Source organism: Streptomyces hokutonensis (assembly GCF_042751305.1).
Taxonomy (GTDB): domain Bacteria; phylum Actinomycetota; class Actinomycetes; order Streptomycetales; family Streptomycetaceae; genus Streptomyces; species Streptomyces hokutonensis_A.
The window spans coordinates 28414-48189 of sequence record NZ_JBHYWD010000004.1 but is presented as its reverse complement, the minus strand read 5'-3'; the positions used below and the strand labels follow the sequence as shown (position 1 = coordinate 48189).

Annotated in this window: 19 protein-coding genes and 1 riboswitch; of the genes, 4 read left to right on the top strand and 15 right to left on the bottom strand. The window is 68.4% G+C overall.

The window, feature by feature from the left end; translation table 11 throughout:
* Nucleotides 1–45 precede the first annotated feature (45 nt).
* From ACFXC1_RS12585 to ACFXC1_RS12575, 3 genes are all read right to left on the bottom strand, one after another.
* On the bottom strand, nt 46–1080 hold the full coding sequence (locus ACFXC1_RS12585) for a C40 family peptidase (RefSeq protein ID WP_381241992.1): 1035 nt from the start codon (nt 1078–1080) through the stop codon (nt 46–48).
* 210 nt (nt 1081–1290) lie between these two features.
* The gene (locus ACFXC1_RS12580) at nt 1291–2634 is read right to left on the bottom strand and encodes an NYN domain-containing protein (RefSeq protein WP_381241990.1); all 1344 of its coding nucleotides are present in this window, start codon (nt 2632–2634) and stop codon (nt 1291–1293) included.
* Between the two features lie 38 nt (nt 2635–2672).
* Nucleotides 2673–2912, bottom strand: a complete 240-nt coding sequence (locus ACFXC1_RS12575) for a hypothetical protein (protein ID WP_019067815.1) — start codon at nt 2910–2912, stop codon at nt 2673–2675.
* 161 nt (nt 2913–3073) lie between these two features.
* Here ACFXC1_RS12575 and ACFXC1_RS12570 point away from each other — a divergent pair, with 161 nt between their 5' ends.
* Nucleotides 3074–3808, top strand: coding sequence for a rhomboid family intramembrane serine protease (locus ACFXC1_RS12570; RefSeq protein WP_381241988.1), 735 nt, complete (start codon nt 3074–3076; stop codon nt 3806–3808).
* Nucleotides 3805–4086 (top strand): Lrp/AsnC family transcriptional regulator, encoded by a 282-nt coding sequence (locus ACFXC1_RS12565; protein ID WP_019062383.1) that lies wholly within the window; start codon nt 3805–3807, stop codon nt 4084–4086. Before ACFXC1_RS12570 ends, ACFXC1_RS12565 begins: the two co-directional genes overlap by 4 nt.
* On the opposite strand, the gene ACFXC1_RS12560 is transcribed toward ACFXC1_RS12565, so the two are convergent.
* From ACFXC1_RS12560 to ctaE, 7 genes are all read right to left on the bottom strand, one after another.
* On the bottom strand, nt 4083–4769 hold the full coding sequence (locus ACFXC1_RS12560; protein ID WP_381241986.1) for a hypothetical protein: 687 nt from the start codon (nt 4767–4769) through the stop codon (nt 4083–4085). The genes ACFXC1_RS12565 and ACFXC1_RS12560 overlap by 4 nt on opposite strands.
* Nucleotides 4770–4779: 10 nt before the next feature.
* A complete protein-coding gene (locus tag ACFXC1_RS12555) occupies nt 4780–6141 on the bottom strand; it encodes an aminotransferase class V-fold PLP-dependent enzyme (protein WP_381241984.1) in 1362 nt (453 codons plus the stop codon).
* Between the two features lie 166 nt (nt 6142–6307).
* A riboswitch (SAM riboswitch) is annotated at nt 6308–6424 on the bottom strand.
* Nucleotides 6425–6500: 76 nt separating this feature from the next.
* Nucleotides 6501–7565 carry an anthranilate phosphoribosyltransferase gene (gene trpD, locus ACFXC1_RS12550; RefSeq protein WP_381241982.1) on the bottom strand — a complete coding sequence of 355 codons (1065 nt, stop codon included), beginning with the start codon at nt 7563–7565 and terminating at the stop codon, nt 6501–6503.
* A 134-nt stretch (nt 7566–7699) separates the two neighbouring features.
* Nucleotides 7700–9337: a cytochrome bc1 complex cytochrome b subunit gene (gene qcrB / locus ACFXC1_RS12545; RefSeq protein ID WP_381241981.1), complete on the bottom strand. Its 1638-nt coding sequence runs from the start codon at nt 9335–9337 to the stop codon at nt 7700–7702.
* Nucleotides 9334–10389: a cytochrome bc1 complex Rieske iron-sulfur subunit gene (gene qcrA, locus ACFXC1_RS12540; protein ID WP_381241980.1), complete on the bottom strand. Its 1056-nt coding sequence runs from the start codon at nt 10387–10389 to the stop codon at nt 9334–9336. Before qcrA ends, qcrB begins: the two co-directional genes overlap by 4 nt.
* On the bottom strand, nt 10386–11195 hold the full coding sequence (gene qcrC / locus ACFXC1_RS12535) for a cytochrome bc1 complex diheme cytochrome c subunit (protein ID WP_381241978.1): 810 nt from the start codon (nt 11193–11195) through the stop codon (nt 10386–10388). The genes qcrA and qcrC overlap by 4 nt, the downstream gene beginning before the upstream one ends.
* Nucleotides 11196–11275: 80 nt before the next feature.
* Nucleotides 11276–11896, bottom strand: coding sequence for an aa3-type cytochrome oxidase subunit III (gene ctaE, locus ACFXC1_RS12530; RefSeq protein WP_019067823.1), 621 nt, complete (start codon nt 11894–11896; stop codon nt 11276–11278).
* 178 nt (nt 11897–12074) lie between these two features.
* On the opposite strand from ctaE, the gene ACFXC1_RS12525 reads away from it, so the two are divergent.
* The gene (locus tag ACFXC1_RS12525; RefSeq protein WP_381241976.1) at nt 12075–12476 is read left to right on the top strand and encodes a response regulator transcription factor; all 402 of its coding nucleotides are present in this window, start codon (nt 12075–12077) and stop codon (nt 12474–12476) included.
* An 82-nt stretch (nt 12477–12558) separates the two neighbouring features.
* Here ACFXC1_RS12525 and ACFXC1_RS12520 read toward each other — a convergent pair whose 3' ends face one another.
* The 4 genes from ACFXC1_RS12520 to ctaC all read right to left on the bottom strand — a co-directional run bounded on the left by ACFXC1_RS12520 (nt 12559) and on the right by ctaC (nt 17042).
* Complete coding sequence (locus tag ACFXC1_RS12520) at nt 12559–13824, bottom strand: L,D-transpeptidase (RefSeq protein WP_381241974.1); 1266 nt, start codon at nt 13822–13824, stop codon at nt 12559–12561.
* Nucleotides 13825–13954: 130 nt separating this feature from the next.
* A complete protein-coding gene (locus tag ACFXC1_RS12515) occupies nt 13955–14353 on the bottom strand; it encodes a cytochrome c oxidase subunit 4 (protein WP_093625810.1) in 399 nt (132 codons plus the stop codon).
* A complete protein-coding gene (ctaD, locus tag ACFXC1_RS12510) occupies nt 14350–16086 on the bottom strand; it encodes an aa3-type cytochrome oxidase subunit I (RefSeq protein WP_359604843.1) in 1737 nt (578 codons plus the stop codon). Before ctaD ends, ACFXC1_RS12515 begins: the two co-directional genes overlap by 4 nt.
* A complete protein-coding gene (ctaC, locus tag ACFXC1_RS12505; protein WP_328831917.1) occupies nt 16083–17042 on the bottom strand; it encodes an aa3-type cytochrome oxidase subunit II in 960 nt (319 codons plus the stop codon). Before ctaC ends, ctaD begins: the two co-directional genes overlap by 4 nt.
* A gap of 285 nt (nt 17043–17327) precedes the next feature.
* On the opposite strand from ctaC, the gene ACFXC1_RS12500 reads away from it, so the two are divergent.
* On the top strand, nt 17328–18701 hold the full coding sequence (locus ACFXC1_RS12500) for a cysteine desulfurase/sulfurtransferase TusA family protein (RefSeq protein WP_381241972.1): 1374 nt from the start codon (nt 17328–17330) through the stop codon (nt 18699–18701).
* A 93-nt stretch (nt 18702–18794) separates the two neighbouring features.
* Here the strand turns inward: ACFXC1_RS12500 and ACFXC1_RS12495 are convergent, their stop codons facing one another.
* Nucleotides 18795–19769, bottom strand: coding sequence for a carbohydrate kinase family protein (locus ACFXC1_RS12495; protein WP_381241970.1), 975 nt, complete (start codon nt 19767–19769; stop codon nt 18795–18797).
* Nucleotides 19770–19776 lie beyond the last annotated feature (7 nt).

The window sequence follows — 19776 nt, the reverse complement described above, 5'->3', positions numbered from 1 at the left end:
AATTCGCCCGTTCGGGCGGTCCGGAACGACCGGATACGGACCGGATCAGATCCGGACGCCGAACTGGAAGGGCATGTTGGAGATCGACTCGTAGCGCACCACGGCACCGGTGTGCGGGGCGTGCAGCACCTGGCCGTTGCCCGCGTAGAGGCCGACGTGGTGGTAGTCGCCGTAGAAGATGACCAGGTCGCCGACCTTGAGGTCGCTCTCGCTGTAGATCCGGGTGCCGGCGTTCGCCTGCGCCTCGGACGTGCGGGGGATGGAGACACCCGCCTGCGCGTAGGCCCAGGAGGTCAGGCCGGAGCAGTCGAAGGAGGAGGGGCCGGAGGCGCCGTAGACGTACGGGGAGCCGATCACGGACTGGGCGGCGGCGAAGGCCGAGGCGGCGCGGCCGGAGGCGGAACCGGTGTTGCCGAGGTTCACGCGGGAGGTGGAACGGCTGGCCGCGTTGGCCTGCTCCTTGGCGAGGGCCGCCTTCTCCGCCGCCGTCAGGGTGTTGAGGAGCTTCTGGGCCGAGGCCAGCTTGGCCTTGACCTCGTCCTTCTTCTTCTTGAGCTCGGTGCGGGTGGCGGAGAGGTCCTTGAGCTTGGTGCTCGCCTCCGCGCGCTCCTGGGCGAGTTCGCGCTGCTTGCTCTGGATCTTCGTGAGCGCCTCGACCTGCTGAGCGCTCAACTGGTCCATGGTGGACGCCTTGTCGAGGTAGTCGCTCGGGTCCGAGGACAGGAAGAGCTGGATCGACGGGTCGATGCCACCGGTGCGGTACTGGGCGCTGGCCATCGTGCCGAGGCCGTCGCGGAGCTTGTTGAGCTCCTCCTGGCCGCGCGCCACGTTGTCCTGGATGGTGGAGATTTCCTTCTGGAGCTTCTGCTGCTTCTCCTGGGCCCCGTCGAGCTTCTCGGTGGCCTGCTCGGCCTGCTCGTAGAGGGCGTCGACCTTCGCCTTGACCTCGTCCTTGCTGGGCTTCTCGCTCGGCGCGGCATTGGCCGCCTGAGCGCTGAAGGCAACGGCGGCTGCGGCTGCGGTGGTCAGCACAGTCACACGCGTGCGGCTCGGCTGCTTCGGTCGACGATGGGACGCCACGGAGTCGAGCTCCTTCTATTGAGTGATCACCCGTTCGGAGGTTCGAGGCACGACCCTAGTGATGTTCCTGTGATCAGTTCAAATCCTCACACGAAAAAATGCCGTCACTCAAAGCATTCTTTGCACATAACCAACATGCAGTGATGGCCGATTGACGCTACGTTGCGTGACGGTTCGGTCAATTCCGGCATTAAACCTGTACGTTGACCTTCACGACAGTCGCTTGAGGAGTACCGCAGAAGCGACGGGCCGAGCACCCGCCTTCGCGATGCCGTCGGCCACCTCGCGGTCGGTCGACGCCACGATGACCGGCCGGCCCGGTGGCTCCGCGCGCACCAGCTGGCGGATCAACTCGTCGGCGGTGACGCCCGGTTTGGAGAACAGCACCCGCACCCCGCGCGGCGGCGCGAGCAGCACCGGCGCGGCCAGCTCGGCCCCGTCGAAGACACAGGTGACCTCGGCGCCGGTCTGCGCGGCCAGCTGCGAGAGCTGCCCCAGCAGCCTCAACCGCTGCTTCTCCAGGGGCATTTGGGGATAGCCGGTCTTGGTGACGTTGTAGCCGTCGACGACCAGGTGGGCCTGCGGCAGCGCGAGCAACTGGTCCAGGATCGCGGGGTCGTTCTCCGACAGCGCCCGCGCCGCGATGTCTTTCGGGGTCATTCGTCCCGGTTCGACCGCGTCGACGGTCTCGGCGGGCCGTACGGAGACGGGCGGCAGCGCCAGTTCCCTGCGCAACCCCTGGGTCGCCTCCAGCACGGTGTCGAGCAGCAGCCGTACCCGCATGTCCTCGACGCTGCGCCCTTCGCGGGCGGCCTTGCGGGTGGCCTCCAGGGATGCCTCCGCCTCGGCGAGCCGGGCCTTGAGGCGCCGGCCCTCGCTCTCGGCCGCGGACAGCTGCGCCTGACCCTCGGCGCGCGCGGTGTCCGTCTCGGCCCGCAGCTTGCGCAGGGCGGCCTCGCCGCGCTTGATGTCGCTGTGCGCGGAACGCAGCTTGCGGTGCAGCGACTCCGCTTCCTTCTTCGCCGCGTCCAGCTCGGTGCGCAGCCGCTCGGTCTCGGTCCGGGTGGCGTCCCGCGCCTGCGCCAACTCCTCGCGCAGCCGCTCCAGTTCGGCCCGGCTCTCCTCGTCGGCGCGCTCGGCGTCGGCGCGCAGCGCCTCCTCGCCGGCGGCTGTCACCAGCTTGACCCAGCCGGTGGGGCGCAGAACATAGGCCGCGGCCGCCACGTCGAGCGGATCCGCGGCCGGGGGCGGCGAGCCGGAGTCCAGCGCGCCGGCGAGCTCCGACTGGGCCTCTCTCAGCTTCTCCCCGATACGCTGCCGGAACAGCGGATCGGTCTCCAGCGCGGCGGCCATCGCGTTGCCGGCGAACTTGGCGCGCCGGTTGGGGGCGAAGCGGGCGTACTGTCGTAGCTGCGCGGGCAGTTCGGAGACGGTCATGCCGCCGAACCCGTCGGAGACGATCTGTACGACTCTCCTGCGCACGCCGTCGGGCAGCGGGCGGTCGAGCACCTCGGCGGCGCCGTCGCCCGGCCCCCCGCCTGAGTTCTCCACCATCCCTCACACCCCAATACGTGTGCGGGGCCCGCTCCCTCTCAGGAGCCGGCGCCCGGCCTGTCCACGAGTTCCACCTGATCCACGGCGTTGCACCACCGGCAGCGCACCGACTCGATGGTCTCACTGACCACCTCGCGCTCCTCCACCTTCGGCTCACCCGCCAGGTCCAGGTGGAGGTACTCCACGACCTTCGACGAACGCGTCACGTCGAAGCGCGTGAGGTTCCCGCAGAGGGTGCAGCGCCACCGCGTCGAGGCGGTCGGGAGGGGTACCGTCATCGTGGCTTTCCGCTTCCTTCTTGTTCCAGTTTCCGTGATCGCCGGTTTCCCCGGCGAGTGTGGCTCGTAACCCTACGGCCTGGCGGGTACTCGCCGCTCGGCTGTCCGCAGCGGCGAGGCACCCTGTCCGGTTACGTCCCGTTACGCCATGCTCTGTATCCATGATCAGCAACTGGGGAACAGCGGCCTTCAGAGCCCTCCGGAACACCTCGGCACCGACGACCTACGCCTTGATCGCCCTGTGCTGCCTGATCTTCGTCCTCGGCCCGGCCTCGGGCTTCGTCCCGTCCTACGGCACCGGGGACGCACTGCTCGCCGCACAGCGGGCGTACTTCCACCGCTGGGGAGTGGTACCGGCCGACCTCTTCGCGCACCCCGCCCGAGAGGCCCTCACCCCCGTCACGGCCCTCTTCGTCCACGGCAGCTGGATCCATCTCCTCGGCAACATGCTCTTCCTCTACGTCTTCGGAGCGATGACCGAGGAACGGCTTGGCCGAGTCGAGTTCACCCTGTTCTATGTGGTCTGCGGCTATCTGGCGCTGCTGGGCTACGCGCTGGCCAACGCCGACTCGGGGCAGTCCCTCGTCGGCGCGTCCGGGGCGATCTCGGCGGTCCTCGGGGCGTTCCTGTATCTCTTCCCCCGGGCCCGCGTGACCAGCCTCCTCCCCTTCCTCTTCTTTCTGCCGCTGCGCTTCCCCGCGTGGGTCGTACTGCCGTTCTGGGTGACCCTCCAGTGGCTCGCGGCGGGCCAGGCAGCACAGGGACCCGGGGTCGCCTATCTCGCCCACCTGGTCGGCTTCACGCTGGGCTTCGGTTACGCGTGGGTCAGATTCGGCCGTACGACTAGAGTGAGGGCCGCCCCAGCAACGGTCCCCGAGGGAGAGAACCAGCCGTGATCACCGCGATCGTCCTCATCAAGACCAGCGTGGACCGGATTCCGGAGATCGCCGAGTCGATCGCCGCGCTCGAATCCGTGAGCGAGGTCTTCTCCGTCACCGGTACGTACGACCTGATCGCGATGGTGCGGGTCCGGCAGCACGAGGACCTGGCGGAGGTCATCCCGGGCCGGATCAGCAAGATCCCCGGGGTGGAGGGGACGGACACGCACGTGGCGTTCCGGACGTACTCGCAGCACGACCTGGAGGCGGCGTTCGCGATCGGGCTGGACTCCTAGCGGGCGCCCAGCCGCCTCCACAGGGCGACCAGCGCGCCCCAGTTCACGACCTCCCAGGCCGGTAGCTCGGTGCGGTGCGGGTCGCCGTGCGCGTCCTTGCCCCGCAGGACGAGCCGGACGTCCCGGGGCCGCAGCCACCAGGACGCCGGCACGGGAAAGTCCGGCAGTTCGACGGCGGGGTACGGCTCCCGCATCTCGGCCCAGCGATAGGCCGGCAGGCCGCCCGGCAAGAAGAGCCCGCGCGCATCCGCCGTGAGCGGGCCGAAGGTGACCTGCCGACCCGCCTCGATCCGGTCGAGCAGCGCCGGTGCCTGAGCTTCGGCCACTCGCTTGCGGATGTGCTCGGCGGCGGTCCGGATCCGCAGGTTCTCGAAGGGCTCGGCGACCATCGGCCCCAGTTCGGTCCGCCGCTCGTCGAGCAGGAAGCCCTGTTCCGTCCCGTCACCGAACCGCAGCAGATGCCGGTGGGCCAGGGTGTACCAGGCCCTGTCCCCCTGCTCGTTGCCGGTGACGATCACGTCGACGGTGGAGCGCCAGTGCGTCACGTCCGCCCAGCGACGGACCCGCGCACCGCGTACGAACCCCTCCTCGTACAGCTGGACCGGCCTGCCGCCGAGGAGCCGCGGCAGCCGACGTACGACCGCCTCGATCAGCGGCTCGCCCAGTCCCGTCGGAGTGCCCACCCCTGGATGGTCACACGGCCGGCACGCAACGGCCGTCCTGCGTACGGTAGTTCCACTTCGCGCCGTCGGTCACGAGCTCCCGTACGGCCGTCACGAAGCGCTCGACGTGCTCGTCGGGGGTGCCCGCGCCGAAGCTCACGCGGATCGCGTTGAGGGACTTCTCGCCCGGGGCCGCCTCGGGGGCGCCGCACTCGCCCTGGGTCTGGGGGTCGCTGCCGAGCAGCGTGCGCACCAGCGGGTGGGCGCAGAAGAGGCCGTCGCGGACGCCGATGCCGTACTCGGCGGAGAGGGCGGCGGCGAAGTGCGAGCTGTTCCAGCCCTCGACGACGAAGGAGATCACGCCGACGCGCGGGGCGTCGTCGCCGAAGAGGGACAGGACGCGGACCGCCGGGACCTCGGCCAGGCCCGCCCGCACCTTCCCGATCAGGTACTGCTCACGCGCCACCAGCGTGTCGAAGCCCGCCTCCGTCAGCGCCTTGCAGGCCGACGCGATGGAGTAGGCGCCGATGACGTTCGGGGAGCCGGCCTCGTGGCGGGCGGCGCTGTCGTGCCACTCGACGTCCACTCCCCCGTCCTCGCGCCGGGTGACCTTGCGGCTGGCGCCGCCGCCCGCGAGGTAGGGGTCGGCCGCCTGGAGCCAGTCGGCGCGGCCCGCGAGGACGCCGGAGCCGAAGGGGGCGTAGAGCTTGTGGCCGGAGAAGGCGATCCAGTCGACGTCGAGGCCCTGGACGGACACCGGGTGGTGCGGGGCGAGCTGGGCGGCGTCCAGGACGATCCGGGCGCCGTGGGCGTGAGCCGCGGCCGCCAACTCCCGTACCGGCCACAGCTCGCCGGTGACGTTCGAGGCGCCGGTGACACAGACCAGGGCCGGGCCGTAGGGGTCACGGGCGGCGAGCGCCTGCTCCAGGGTCTCGACGGCCTGGGCCGGGGTGCGCGGGGCGTTGAGGTAGGTGACCCGGGCGTCCTTCCAGGGCAGCAGCGAGGCGTGGTGCTCGGTCTCGAAGACGAAGACCTGGCAGTCGGCGGGGAGGGCGGCGGCGAGGAGGTTGAGGGAGTCCGTGGTCGAGCGGGTGAAGATCAGCTGGTCGTCGGGGCGGCAGTCGAGGAACTCGGCGACGGTCTTCCGCGCGTTCTCGAAGAGGTCCGTCGACAGCTGGGAGAGGTAGCCGGCGCCGCGGTGGACGCTGCCGTAGTACGGGGCGTAGGCCGCCACGTCGTCCCAGACGCGCTGCAGGGCGGGGGCGCTGGCCGCGTAGTCGAGCGCCGCGTAGGTGACCTCGCCGCCCGTGACGAGCGGGACGGTGACATCCCGGCCGAGAACGGGCAGCTGGGCACAAATGGTCTGGGCGGCGGCAGTGGTGGAGACAGACATGGCGAACTCCTGTGAGAGGCAAGGCGGTTCCGCCGTGCGAGCGCGCAGGGCTCAAGCACGGAGGGAGTGAAAAGGGGGTATGCGGAGGCGGGGCTCGACGCCCTATCGCATTCGCTTGCTCACAGAGGGCTCCCTCGATGACCAGGACCCCTGGTGTCTTTCGAGGGGCCCGCGCTTGCCGCAGACCTCGCTGCCTACGGCCTGGTCTTCACCCGGGGCACCCCGCCACGGACGGAGGGTTGCCGGACAGTCGGCCGGGGCCTCATGACTGTCACTCATGACCTGGTCAGAAAACTTACGTGAGGTGATCGTCGCCCCGCAACCCGTGTCCGGATCGCGGGACGACGACCGCCGTACCGCTACGCGTTGGTGGAAGCCGCCCAGCGCTCCAGAGTGCGCTTGGCCGCCCCCGAGTCGATCGACTCGGCCGCCTTCTCCATGCCGGCCCTGATCCGGTCGGCCAACGGCCCGTCCCCTTGCTCCAGCGCCACCAGGGCCGCCGCCGAGTTCAGGAGTACGGCGTCCCGCACCGGGCCCGTCTCGCCGTCCAGGAGACGGCGGGCGACGCCGGCGTTGTACTCGGGGTCGGCGCCGCGCAGCGCCTCGATGGGGACCAACGGGAGGCCGACGTCCCGGGGGTCGAAGGGCTCCTCGGTGACCTTGCCCTCGCGGACGATCCACACCCGGGAGGTGGCGGTGGTCGTCAGCTCGTCGAGGCCGTCGTCGCCGCGGAACACCAGCGCGGACGAACCGCGATCGGCGAGCACACCGGCGATGAGCCCGGCCATGCGGGTGTCGAAGCAGCCGACCGCCGAGGTGGTGACGCGGGCCGGGTTGGTGAGCGGGCCGAGGAGGTTGAACGCGGTCGGAATCCCCAGGGCCCCGCGGACCGCGCCGGCGAACCTCATCGCGGGGTGGAACTTGGCCGCGAAGCAGAAGGTGATCCCGGCCTCCGCCGCCACCCGCGCCACCTGCTCGGTCGGCAGGTCCAGGTTGATGCCGAGCTTCTCCAGCACGTCGGAGGAGCCGCTCGCCGAGGACGCGGCCCGGTTGCCGTGCTTGACGACCTTCGCACCCGTACCGGCGATCACGATGGCGGACATCGTCGAGATGTTGACCGTCTTGGCCCGGTCGCCGCCCGTTCCGACGATGTCGACGGCCGGTCCCGGGATGTCCAGCGGCTTCGCGTGGGCGTACATCGTCTCGACGAGACCGGTGATCTCCTCGACCGTCTCACCCTTGGCCCGCAGCGCCACCAGGAAGCCCGCGATCTGCGCGTCCGCGGCCTCACCGCTCATGATCCGGTCCATCGCCCACGCCGTGTCGGCGGTGCTCAGGTCCTGTCCGGCCAGCAGCGCGCTCAGTACGTCGGGCCAGGAACGGGCCGCCGCGGTGTCGCCTCCAGCGGGGGTCACAGCGCTCATACGGCCGCTCCTGGGTGTCGTAGAAAAATGGTTCAGCGATGTGCCCCCACCCTATCCAGCGCGGGACACGGCGAAGGGCCCCGTCCGGTGTTCGGACGGGGCCCTTCTACCGCGGCGTGGCGACGCCTCAGCGATCAGTGGTGGCCGTGGCCGCTCGTGATCTCCTTGTACTCCTCGACGGTGGGCTTGGCGATCTGGGACTCCTCGCCGTAGTACGCCTCGCTCAGCTTGGCGCGCAGCTTCTCGGAGCCCTTGACCTTGCGCTCGACACCGTTCTCGTCGACGGTCGCGCCGATCGCGGCCGGCTCGTACTGCTGGTGCGCGGTGAGCGTGTGCAGCGCGTCCTGGCTGAGCGGCTCGTGGATCTCGACGAACTCACCGTGCGGCAGGCGCTTGATGATGCCGGACTCGCGGCCGTGCAGCACCTTGTCCTTGTCGCGGCGCTGGAGGCCGAGGCAGACCCGCTTGGTGGCGAGGAAGACCAGGACCGGCACGACGAAGAAGCCGACGCGCACGAACCAGGTGATCGAGTTGATCGACAGGTGGAAGTGCGTGGCCCAGATGTCGTTGCCGCCACCGACGAGCAGGACGAAGTACCACGAGATCCACGCGGCACCGAAGGCCGTACGGGTCGGGACGTTGCGCGGGCGGTCCAGGATGTGGTGCTCGCTCTTGTCGCCGGTGACCCAGGACTCGATGAACGGGTAGACCGCGATCGCGACCAGGACCAGCGGGAAGATCACCAGCGGGATGAACACGCCCAGGACGAGCGTGTGACCCCAGAAGTTGATCTCCCAGCCCGGCATGACACGGATCAGGCCCTCGGAGAAGCCCATGTACCAGTCGGGCTGGGCGCCCGTGGACACCATGTCCGGACGGTACGGACCCATGGCCCAGATCGGGTTGATCGAGGCGATCGCCGCGACGGCCGCGATGACACCGAAGACCAGGAAGAAGAAGCCTCCGGCCTTGGCCATGTAGACCGGCAGCAGCGGCATGCCGACGACGTTGTTGTTCGTCTTTCCGGGACCCGCGAACTGCGTGTGCTTGTGGTAGAAGACCAGGATCAGGTGGCCGACCACCAGCCCGAGCATGATGCCCGGCAGCAGCAGGATGTGGATCGAGTAGAACCGCGCGACGAAGTCGCCGCCCGGGAACTCGCCGCCGAAGAGGAAGAACGAGATGTACGTGCCGACGATCGGCACGGACAGGACCGCGCCCTCCATGAAGCGGACACCGGTGCCGGAGAGCAGGTCGTCCGGGAGCGAGTAACCGGTGAAGCCGGTGAACATGCCCAGGACGAACAGCAGGAAGCCGAACAGCCAGTTGACCTCACGCGGCTTGCGGAAAGCACCCGTGAAGAACACGCGCATCATGTGCACGAACATGGCGGCGAGGAAGATCAGCGCCGCCCAGTGGTGGATCTGACGGATCAGCAGACCGCCGCGCACATCGAAGGAGATGTGCATGGTCGAGTTGAACGCCTCCGACATCAGCTGTCCCTGGAGCGGGACATAGCTGCCGTGGTACGTCACCTCGTTCATCGACGGGTGGAAGAACAGCGTCAGATACACACCCGTGAGGATGATGATGATGAAGCTGTAGAGGCAGACCTCGCCCAGCATGAACGACCAGTGGTCGGGGAAGATCTTGCGCATGTTGGACTTGGCCAGGGAGTAGATCCCGAGGCGTCCGTCCGCCCAGTCGGCGATCTTCTCGCCGGCCGGTGCTTTCTCGCGCGAACGCGAGTCGGTGTTCGTCGTAGTGCTCATCCGCGCTCCCAGAATGCAGGACCGACGGGCTCCTCGAAGTCGCCGAGCGCTTCGAGGTAACCCTCGTCGCTCACGCCGATGCGCAGCTGCGGCAGGGCGTGACCGGCCGGGCCGAAGATCACTCGGGCACCGTCGGAGAGGTCGAAGGTGGACTGGTGGCACGGGCACAGCACGTGGTGCGTCTGCTGCTCGTACAGGGAGATCGGGCAGCCCACGTGGGTGCAGATCTTCGAGAAGGCGACGATGCCCTCGTGCGCCCACTCCAGCTCGCGCTTGTCCTTGATGTTCTCCGGCTGCAGCCGGACGATCATCAGCGCCGACTTGGCGATCTCGGTCTGGAACTCCTCGTCGGTCTCCTCCAGGCCCTCGGGCTTGGCGAAGGTGAGCGAGCCGACGGCCACGTCCGAGGGACGCAGCGGCAGGTTCGTGTTCATGTTGACGAGCAGCTTGCCCTTGGACCACAGCGTGTGGCGGAGCTTCGTCCCCGGCAGCGGGCCCAGGTCGCGCAGCAGCATGACGCCGGAGAGCGGGAACAGGGCCAGCGCGCCGAACATCGTGTTGCGAATCAGCTTGCGACGGCCGAGCGCGGACTCCTTGGCGCCCTGCTTGAAGTCGGCCAGAACCTTGGCCTTGACCTCGGGGGGCGCCTCGATCGCGTGCCGCTCGTCGGCGATCTCCACGTCGGACATCAGGGTGCGGGCCCAGTGGACCGCGCCCGCGCCGATGGTGAAGAGCGCTCCGCCGAGGGTCAGGCCCAGCGCGAAGTTGAGCGCGCTGATGTGACCGATCGGGAAGACGAAGATCGACTTGTCGGCCGGGATCGCCACGTACGAGGCGATGAAGCCGACCGTGAGGAGCATCGACAGCGTGAACAGGAAGGCGACGACGCGCTCGGACCGCTTGGCGGCCCGCTCGTCGATGTCCTGCACCCGGTGCTCGTGCGGCGGCAGTCCCGGGTCGGCGAACGGGTTCTGCTCATCCGCGACCGACACCGCGCCGTGTGCGTCCTGCTCAGCGGGCAGGTTCTCTTCTGGAATGTCTTGGCTACTCATGACTTCTTGGCCTTTGCGGTCCGAGCGGCGACCCAGACGGCTACCGCGATCAGCGCGCCCAGACCGAAGATCCAGGCGAAGAGACCCTCACTGACCGGACCGAGACCGCCCAGCTCAAGACCGCCGGGGCTCTCGGTGTTGTCGCCGTTGACCGCGTTGAGGTACGCGATGATGTCCTTCTTGTTCTTCGACGACAGCGTGGTGTCGGGGAAGGAAGGCATGTTCTGCGGGCCGGTCTGCATGGCCTCGTAGATGTGCTTCGGGGCAACGCCCTCGAGGCTCGGCGCGAACTTGCCGTGCGTCAGCGCGCCGCCCTTGCCGGTGAAGTTGTGGCACTGGGCGCAGTTGGTGCGGAACAGCTCGCCGCCCTTGGCGATGTCCGACCCCTCCGGCCCGTACTCGTTCTTCGTCGGGATGGCCGGTCCGGCGCCCAGCGAGGCGATGTACGCCGCGAGCTGGTCGATCTCGGCCTGGGAGTAGATGACCTTCTTGGCCGGGATCTGGGCGCCCGGCTGCTGGGCCGGCATACGGCCGGTGCCCACCTGGAAGTCGACCGCCGCGGCGCCGACGCCCACGAGGCTCGGCCCGTCGGAGGAGCCCTGACCGCCGGTGCCGTGGCAGCTGGCGCAACCGACGGCGAAGAGCTTCTTGCCCTCGTCGATGGAGAGGGACTGAGCTGACTCGTCGGCCTGCGCCTTGCCCGCGGGCGCGAGCAGGCTGAACGCCCCCCCGGCTACCGCCAGCGCGAGGAGTAGTACGACGACCGCCGCCAGCGGATGGCGTCGTCGTGTGGAGAGCTTTTTCACGGATTACCCCGGTGTCAGGATCTTCTGCGTCGATGCTTCTGGAATGTGCGCTTCTTGGCTGCGCGCGGGATCGGGCCCGACTACTTGATCAAGTAGATCGTGGCGAAGAGGCCGATCCAGACGACATCGACGAAGTGCCAGTAGTAGGACACGACGATGGCCGCGGTCGCCTGTTCGTGGGTGAACCTCTTCGCCGCGTAGGTGCGGCCGAGGACGAACAGGAAGGCGATGAGGCCGCCCGTCACGTGCATGCCGTGGAAGCCGGTGGTCAGATAGAACACCGAGCCGTACGGGTCGGAGGACAGCGACAGGCCGTCCTTCTTCACCAGCTCCGTGTACTCGAAGATCTGACCGCCGATGAAGATCGCACCCATCACGAACGTGATGATGAACCAGCCCCTGAGCTTCTTCACGTCCCCGCGCTCGGCGGCGAAGACGCCGAGCTGGCAGGTGAGGGAGGAGAGCACCAGGATCGTGGTGTTGGTCGCGGAGAACGGAAGGTTGAGATGGCTCGCCATCTCCTTCCAGTGATCCGGACCGGTCACCGATCGCAGGGTGAAGTACATCGCGAAGAGGGCCGCGAAGAACATCAGCTCGGAACTCAGCCAGATGATGGTTCCGACGCTGGTGAGGTTCGGCCGGTTGACCGACGGGTGCGCGTGCCCGGTTTCTACTGTCGTTGCTGTCGCCACGACCGACATTATGTCGGTCGCTTATCCCGCCCTCACTCCGGGGGGTGCCGTTCGGAGTGTTCGCAGCGTGTGTACTGCCCGTATGGCCCATCGCAGGGGTGTTCCAACAGGTGTTGACGGGGTGTTCAAGGGAGTAGCATCCGCCGCATCGGTACCTGGAGTTCCCGATCGACGACGCGGAGGAACAATGCAGCCGACTGCCACGGTGCTCGTCTACAGCGACGACTCCAACACCCGCGAGCAAGTCCGGCTGGCCGCCGGGCGCCGGCCGGCTCCGGACGCTCCGCTGGTGGAGTTCCTGGAGTGCGCGACGCAGGCGGCGGTCGTGAAGGAGCTGGACCGGGGCGGGATCGATGTCTGCGTCTTCGACGGTGAGTCCGCGCCGATGGGTGGCATGGGGCTGTGCCGTCAGGTGAAGGACGAGATCTTCAACTGCCCGCCTGTGCTTGTCCTCATCGGGCGGCCCCAGGATGCGTGGCTTGCCACGTGGAGCCGGGCGGACGCGGCTGTGACGTTGCCTGTTGACCCTGTTGAGTTCGCTGCCTCGCTGGCCTCGCTGTTGCGGGAGAAGCGGGCCTTGAGCGCCTAGTGGGGTGGGTCGGCCCGCAGTCCCGCGGCTGCGGGCCGTCATCGGTTGCTCGCGCAGTCCCCCGCGCTCCTGACGGGGCGCTTCACACGGACTCCGGCCGCAAGCGCGCCGCGTCTTCGGGCCTCGGACCGTCCGGCGTTCCGCCGACCAGCGCGCTGCCGCCCCGCCACTTCTTCCAGCCCAGGTTCCAGTCGCCGAAGCCGTTGCCGAAGGGTTCCATGTCGTCGCCGTTGGAGTTGACGACCTTGACGACGTCGCCCTCGTGGATGGTGTCGAAGAACCACTCAGCGTTGCTGGTGCTCATGCCGGTGCAGCCGTGGCTGACGTTCGCGGAGCCCTGGGAGCCGACGGACCAGGGGGCGGCGTGGACGTACTCGCCGCTCCAGGTGACGCGGGTGGCGTAGTACACGGGGAGGTCGTACGAGTCCGAGGAGCCCTCGGAGATGCCGACCGTGGTACCGCGCATCCGTACGAAGTACTCCTTGCCCAGTACGACCTTGACGCCGTTTCGGGTCTCGAAGCCTGGCTTGCCGGTGGTGACGGGGATCTCGTTGATCTCCTCGCCGTTCTTGTAGACCGTCATCTCGTGGGACGCGGCGTCCGTCACGGCGATGATCTTGTCGCCGGTGGTGAGCTTGAGCCCCTTGGACCTGCCGCCCCACAGGCGGTCGCTGATCTTGGCGCCGTCGAGGTCGCTGTGGACCTGGATGGTGGCGTGGGCGGGCCAGTACTCCTTGGGACGGTAGTGGAGTTCCTTGTCGTCCACCCAGTGCCAGGCGCCCTCCACGGCGGGCGTGGAGTCCACCCTGAGGGCGCGTTCCACGATGGCCCGCTGTGCCTTGTCCTTGACGGGCTTGTTCAGTTGGGCGGTGACCGGCTGGCCGACGCCGTAGCTGCCGGCGTCCGGACCGAACTTCACGGTCAGGCTCTTCTTGGAGGTCGGCCTGGTGGTGTCGAAGGTGAGGACCCTGCGACCGGGGGCGCCGTCCTCGTCCTCCGTGCTCACCCGAACCGTGTAGTGGGCGTTGGCGGCCAGCGGGGAGGTGCTGCGCCAGCGGGTGCCGTCGGCGTTGAGTTCGCCCGTGACGTAGCGACCCGTGGCGTCCGTGGCCGTGACGTCCGTGATCCGCCCGTCGTCACCGGAAGCGGTGACCTCCAGGGGCTTGTCGGGGTCGGCCTTCTTGCCCTTGCCGGACGGGCCGTTGAAGGAGATCTGCCCCGCCGCGTCGTACGGCTTGCCCGACAGCGGGTTGCCGCCGCCGGACCCGCAGGCGGTGACGCCCGCGCCGAGGGAGATCACCAGCAGGGTGCAGCTGACGACGGTGCGGATACGCGGAGAGTGGTTCATGAGCCGAGGCTATGAAGGTTCGTCAGCGGCGGCGCGGTGGGTCACTCGGACGAGGGACCAGTAGTGCGGCAAAAGCACGAGCCCGGACCCTCCTGACGGAGTGTCCGGGCTCGTGTGCGTTCGGCGTGTGCTACTGAGTGCGGTTCTCACCGCGGTAGTACTCGAAGACCCAGCCGAACAGGCCGAGCATGATGAGCGGCGCCGAGAAGTACAGCAGCCACCAGCCGATGGCCACGCCGAGGAAGGCCAGCGCGCCACCGATGCCGAGGGCGAGGGGCTGCCAGCTGTGCGGGCTGAAGAAGCCCACCTCGCCGGCCTCGTCCGCGACGTCGGCCTCCTTGTTGTCCTGCGCCAGGGTGTCGACCCGCCGGGCGGTGAAGCCCAGGTAGAAACCGATCATGACGCAGAGGCCGAAGGCCATGAAGAGGGCCGTGGTACCGGCCGCCTCCTTGGACCAGAGGCCGTAGACAACCGCCATGGCGAGCACGAAGACGCTCAGCCACATGAACATCCAGCCCTGGACCTTCACTTGCCCGCCTCCTTGCCGCCGGCGAGGGCCTTGTCAGCGTGGTGCGCGTTCTCGAGCTGGTCGAGAGCGGCGATCTCCGGGTGGTGCAGGTCGAACGCCGGGGATTCGCTGCGGATACGGGGCAGGGTGAGGAAGTTGTGCCGCGGCGGCGGGCAGGACGTCGCCCATTCGAGCGAGCGGCCGTAGCCCCACGGGTCGTCGACCTCGACCTTCTTGCCGTACTTGGCCGTCTTCCACACGTTGTAGAGGAACGGCAGGATCGACAGACCGAGCAGGAAGGAGCTGATCGTCGAGATCGTGTTCAGGGCGGTGAAGCCGTCGGCCGCGAGGTAGTCCGCGTAACGACGGGGCATGCCCTCGGCACCCAGCCAGTGCTGGACCAGGAAGGTGCCGTGGAAGCCGATGAACAGCGTCCAGAAGGTGATCTTGCCGAGGCGCTCGTCGAGCATCTTGCCGGTCATCTTCGGCCACCAGAAGTGGAAGCCGGAGAACATCGCGAACACGACCGTGCCGAACACCACGTAGTGGAAGTGCGCCACCACGAAGTACGAGTCCGAGACGTGGAAGTCCATCGGCGGCGAGGCCAGGATGACACCGGTCAGACCACCGAAGGTGAAGGTGATCAGGAAGCCCGTCGCCCAGAGCATCGGGGTCTCGAAACTCAACGACCCCTTCCACATCGTTCCGATCCAGTTGAAGAACTTCACGCCCGTTGGCACGGCGATGAGGAACGTCATGAAGGAGAAGAACGGGAGCAGGACACCGCCGGTGACGTACATGTGGTGGGCCCACACCGTCACGGACAGGCCGGCGATGGAGATCGTCGCGGCGACCAGGCCCATGTAGCCGAACATCGGCTTGCGGGAGAAGACCGGGATGACCTCGGAGATGATGCCGAAGAACGGCAGCGCGATGATGTACACCTCTGGATGGCCGAAGAACCAGAAGAGGTGCTGCCACAGCAGCGCACCGCCGTTCGCGGCGTCGAAGACATGTGCCCCGAATTTCCGATCCGCCTCCAGCGCGAACAGCGCGGCGGCGAGAACCGGGAAGGCCAGCAGAACGAGGACGGCGGTCAGCAGCACGTTCCACACGAAGATCGGCATGCGGAACATCGTCATGCCCGGTGCGCGCATGCAGATGATCGTGGTGATGAAGTTGACCGCACCGAGGATCGTGCCGAAGCCGGAGAAGGCCAGACCCATGATCCACATGTCGGCGCCGATGCCCGGGGAACGGACCGCGTCCGACAGCGGGGAGTAGGCGAACCAGCCGAAGTCGGCCGCGCCCTGCGGGGTGAGGAAGCCACCGACCGCGATGGTCGAGCCGAAGAGGTAGAGCCAGTAGGCGAACATGTTCAGCCGCGGGAACGCCACGTCGGGCGCGCCGATCTGCAGCGGCATGATCCAGTTCGTGAAACCGGCGAACAGCGGCGTCGCGAACATCAGCAGCATGATCGTGCCGTGCATCGTGAACGCCTGGTTGAACTGCTCGCTCGACAGGATCTGCAGACCCGGTCGCGCCAGCTCGGCGCGCATCAGCAGCGCCATGACGCCGCCGATCAGGAAGAACGCGAAGGACGTGACCAGATACAGCGTGCCGATCGTCTTGTGGTCGGTGGTGGTGAGCCACTTGATCACGACGTTGCCGGGTTGCTTGCGCCTTACCGGCAGCTCATCCGCGTAGTGGGACTCTGCTGCCGCGGCACCCTGAGGTTCGTTGAGGATGCTCACAGGTTGTTCGTCTCCCGGTTCTTCTCGTGGCTCGTCTGCGCGATGCCAGCGGGGATGTAACCGGTCTGCCCCTTCTTGGCGAGGTCCTTGAGGTGCTGCTGGTAACGCTCCGGCGAGACGACCTTCACGTTGAACAGCATCCGGGAGTGGTCGACGCCGCAGAGCTCGGCGCACTTGCCGAGGTAGGTGCCCTCCTTGGTGGGGGTCACCTGGAAGGCGTTGGTGTGACCCGGGACGACGTCCATCTTCATGAGGAACGGCACCACCCAGAAGTCGTGGATGACGTCACGCGAGGTGAGGACGAAGCGAACCGTCTCGCCCTTGGGGAGCCAGAGGGTCGGACCCGGGTTGCCGGTCTGCGGGTTCTTCGTGGCGGGCGTACCGACGTCGTAGACACCGCCGGCGTTCGCCGGGAACTCCTTCTTGAACCGGTCCGGGATCGCGGCCAGGTTCTTGTCGGTCGTCGCGTCACCACTGACACCGTCGACGTTCTCGATGTAGTTGAAGCCCCAGCTCCACTGGAAGCCGACGACGTTGACCGTCACGTCGGGCTTCTTGTCGAGGCTCAGGAGCTTCGTCTCATCGCGGGCCGTGAAGTAGAACAGCACCGAGACGATGATGAGCGGAACAACCGTGTACAGCGCCTCGATGGGCATGTTGTACCGGGTCTGCGGGGGGATCTCGACCTTGGTGCGGCTGCGCCTGTGGAACACGACGCTCCACATGATCAGGGCCCACACCAGGACGCCGACGGCGAGCGCGGCAGCCCAGGATCCCTGCCACAGGGAGAGGATCCGCGGACCCTCCTCCGTGGTCGGGGTGGGGAAACCAAGGCGAGGGAAGTCCTTGGATGTGCAACCGGTCGCGGTCGCCAGGACCAGGCCCGCAGTCATTGCCTGCAGCAGCTTCCGCCGCATCGGGCGCCGCGGCGAGCGGTCGGAGCCGTTGGGACTCACGTAGCGCCTTCCCGAGAGTCTCGCCCGCGCGGATTGGCTGCGGCCTGCCTTCACGCGGGTCGGTCGCCGCCCTGCGTCGGGCAGGGGTTTGGATGTTTATGCGGACCAAACCCTAGCCGACGCCCTCCGGGGGTTCAGCGGGAGGGTGGCATACGCGCGGCGGGTTACTCCTTGCGCCTAATAGCTCGGGGATTCAAGTGGTTTGGGCGGGTGCGGGGCGCGTTGTGGCTTGTCGCGCAGTTCCCCGCGCCCCTGCTTTGCTCGCCCTCGTTTTAACGTTGCCGTGTGTCCTACTTCGATGCTGCCTCCTCCTCTCCCCTTCATCCCGTCGCACGGCAGGCCTTGTTGGCCGCTCTCGACGACGGGTGGGCCGATCCCGCTCGGCTCTATGGAGAAGGACGTAAGGCACGGCTTCTGCTCGATGCCGCGCGGGAGGCCGCTGCCGAGGCCGTCGGGTGTCGGGCCGACGAGCTGGTGTTCACCACCTCGGGTACTCGGGCCGTGCACACGGGAATTGCCGGGGCTCTGGCGGGGCGGCGGCGCGTCGGACGTCACCTGATCGTGTCAGCGGTTGAACACTCTTCCGTGCTCCATTCGGCCGAGGACCTGGTGGCGGCGGACGGTTCGGTGACCGAGGTCCCCGTGGACCGGACGGGGGCGGTGAGCGCGCGGGCCTACGGCGAGGCGCTGCGGCCGGACACGGCGCTTGCCTGTCTCCAGTCGGCCAACCACGAGGTGGGCACCGCGCAGCCGGTCGCCGAGGTGGCCGAGGTGTGCCGGGCGGCCGGGGTGCCGTTGCTGGTCGACGCTGCGCAGTCGCTGGGGTGGGGGCCGGTCGAGGGCGCGTGGTCGCTGCTCGCGGCCAGCGCGCACAAGTGGGGCGGGCCGGCCGGGGTCGGGCTGCTGGCGGTGCGCAAGGGCGTGCGCTTCGCGGCCCAAGGCCCCGTCGACGAACGGGAGTCGGGCCGCTCCCCCGGCTTCGAGAACATCCCGGCGATCGTGGCCGCGGCGGCTTCCCTGCGCGCCGTCCGCGCGGAGGCGGCCGAGGAGGCGCTACGGCTGCGGGAGCTGACGGAGCGGATCCGGGCGCGGGTGCCGCAGCTGGTGCCCGACGTGGACGTGGTCGGCGATCCGGTGCGGCGGCTGCCCGGGATCGTCACCTTCTCCTGTCTCTATGTCGACGGAGAGACCCTCCTGCACGAACTCGACCGCGCCGGTTTCTCCGTCTCGTCCGGATCGTCCTGTACGAGCAGCACACTGACGCCCAGCCATGTGCTCAAGGCGATGGGGGTGCTGAGTGAGGGAAACGTGCGGGTGTCGTTGCCGCCGGGGACGACGGAGGAGGACGTCGAGCGCTTCCTCGCGGTGCTGCCGGGGGCGGTGGCGGGGGTGCGGGAGAAGCTGGGGGTCTCAACACCGACGCCCGCCGCCGTCGTAGCGGAGCACTCGCTCGTCGTGGACGCCCTCGGGAAGCGCTGCCCGATCCCGGTCATCGAGCTGGCCAAGGTCATCGGGGACGTGCCTGTGGGCGGCTCTGTGCGCGTCCTGTCCGACGACGAGGCAGCACGGTTGGACATCCCGGCATGGTGCGAGATGCGGGGCCAGGAGTACGTGGGCGAGGAGGAAGGCTACGCGTACGTGGTCCGCCGGTTGACCTGAGGCACCCCTGAAGGGGCGCGGGGCCGTGTCGATTTGCGGCTACCGCCGCGTGTGCGCGACCAGCCCCCACGCACCCACAGACAACAAACCAGCTCAGCCCAGGTGCTTACGGACCTCCACGGCCGCATCGTCCCCATACGCCTTGGTGAACCGCTCCAGGAAGTGCGCCCGCCGCAGCTGGTACTCCTGCGTCCCCACCGTCTCGATGACGAGGGTCGCGAGCATGCACCCGACCTGCGCGGCCCGCTCCAGCGAGACACCCCACGCCAGCCCAGACAGGAACCCCGCGCGGAACGCGTCGCCGACACCCGTGGGGTCGGCCTTGCGCTCCTCCTCCGCGCAGCCGACCTCGATCGGGTCCTCGCCGACGCGCTCGATGCGGACGCCGCGCGAGCCGAGCGTGGTGACGCGGTGGCCGACCTTCGCCAGGATCTCCTCGTCGCTCCAGCCGGTCTTGGACTCGATGAGGCCCTTCTCGTACTCGTTCGAGAAGAGGTAGGCCGAGCCCTCCAGCAGGACGCGGATGTCGTCGCCGTCCATGCGCGCGATCTGCTGGGAGAAGTCCGCGGCGAAGGGGATGGACCGGGTACGGCACTCCTCCGTGTGGCGGAGCATCGCCTCGGGGTCGTCGGCGCCGATCAGGACCAGGTCGAGACCGCCCACGCGGTCGGCGACGGTCTTCAGCTCGATCTGCCGGGCCTCGCTCATGGCGCCGGTGTAGAAGGAGCCGATCTGGTTGTGGTCGGAGTCGGTGGTGCACACGAAGCGGGCGGTGTGCAGCGTCTCCGAGATACGGACCGAGCCGGTGTCGACGCCGTGGCGGTCGAGCCAGTCGCGGTACTCGGCGAAGTCGGAGCCCGCGGCGCCGACCAGGATCGGCGCGGTGCCGAGCTGGCCCATGCCGAAGGCGATGTTGGCGCCGACGCCGCCCCGGCGTACGTCGAGGTTGTCGACCAGGAAGGAGAGCGACACCGTGTGCAGCTGGTCCGCGACCAGCTGGTCGGCGAAGCGGCCGGGGAAGGTCATGAGGTGGTCGGTGGCGATGGAGCCGGTGACTGCGATGCGCACGGCGAGG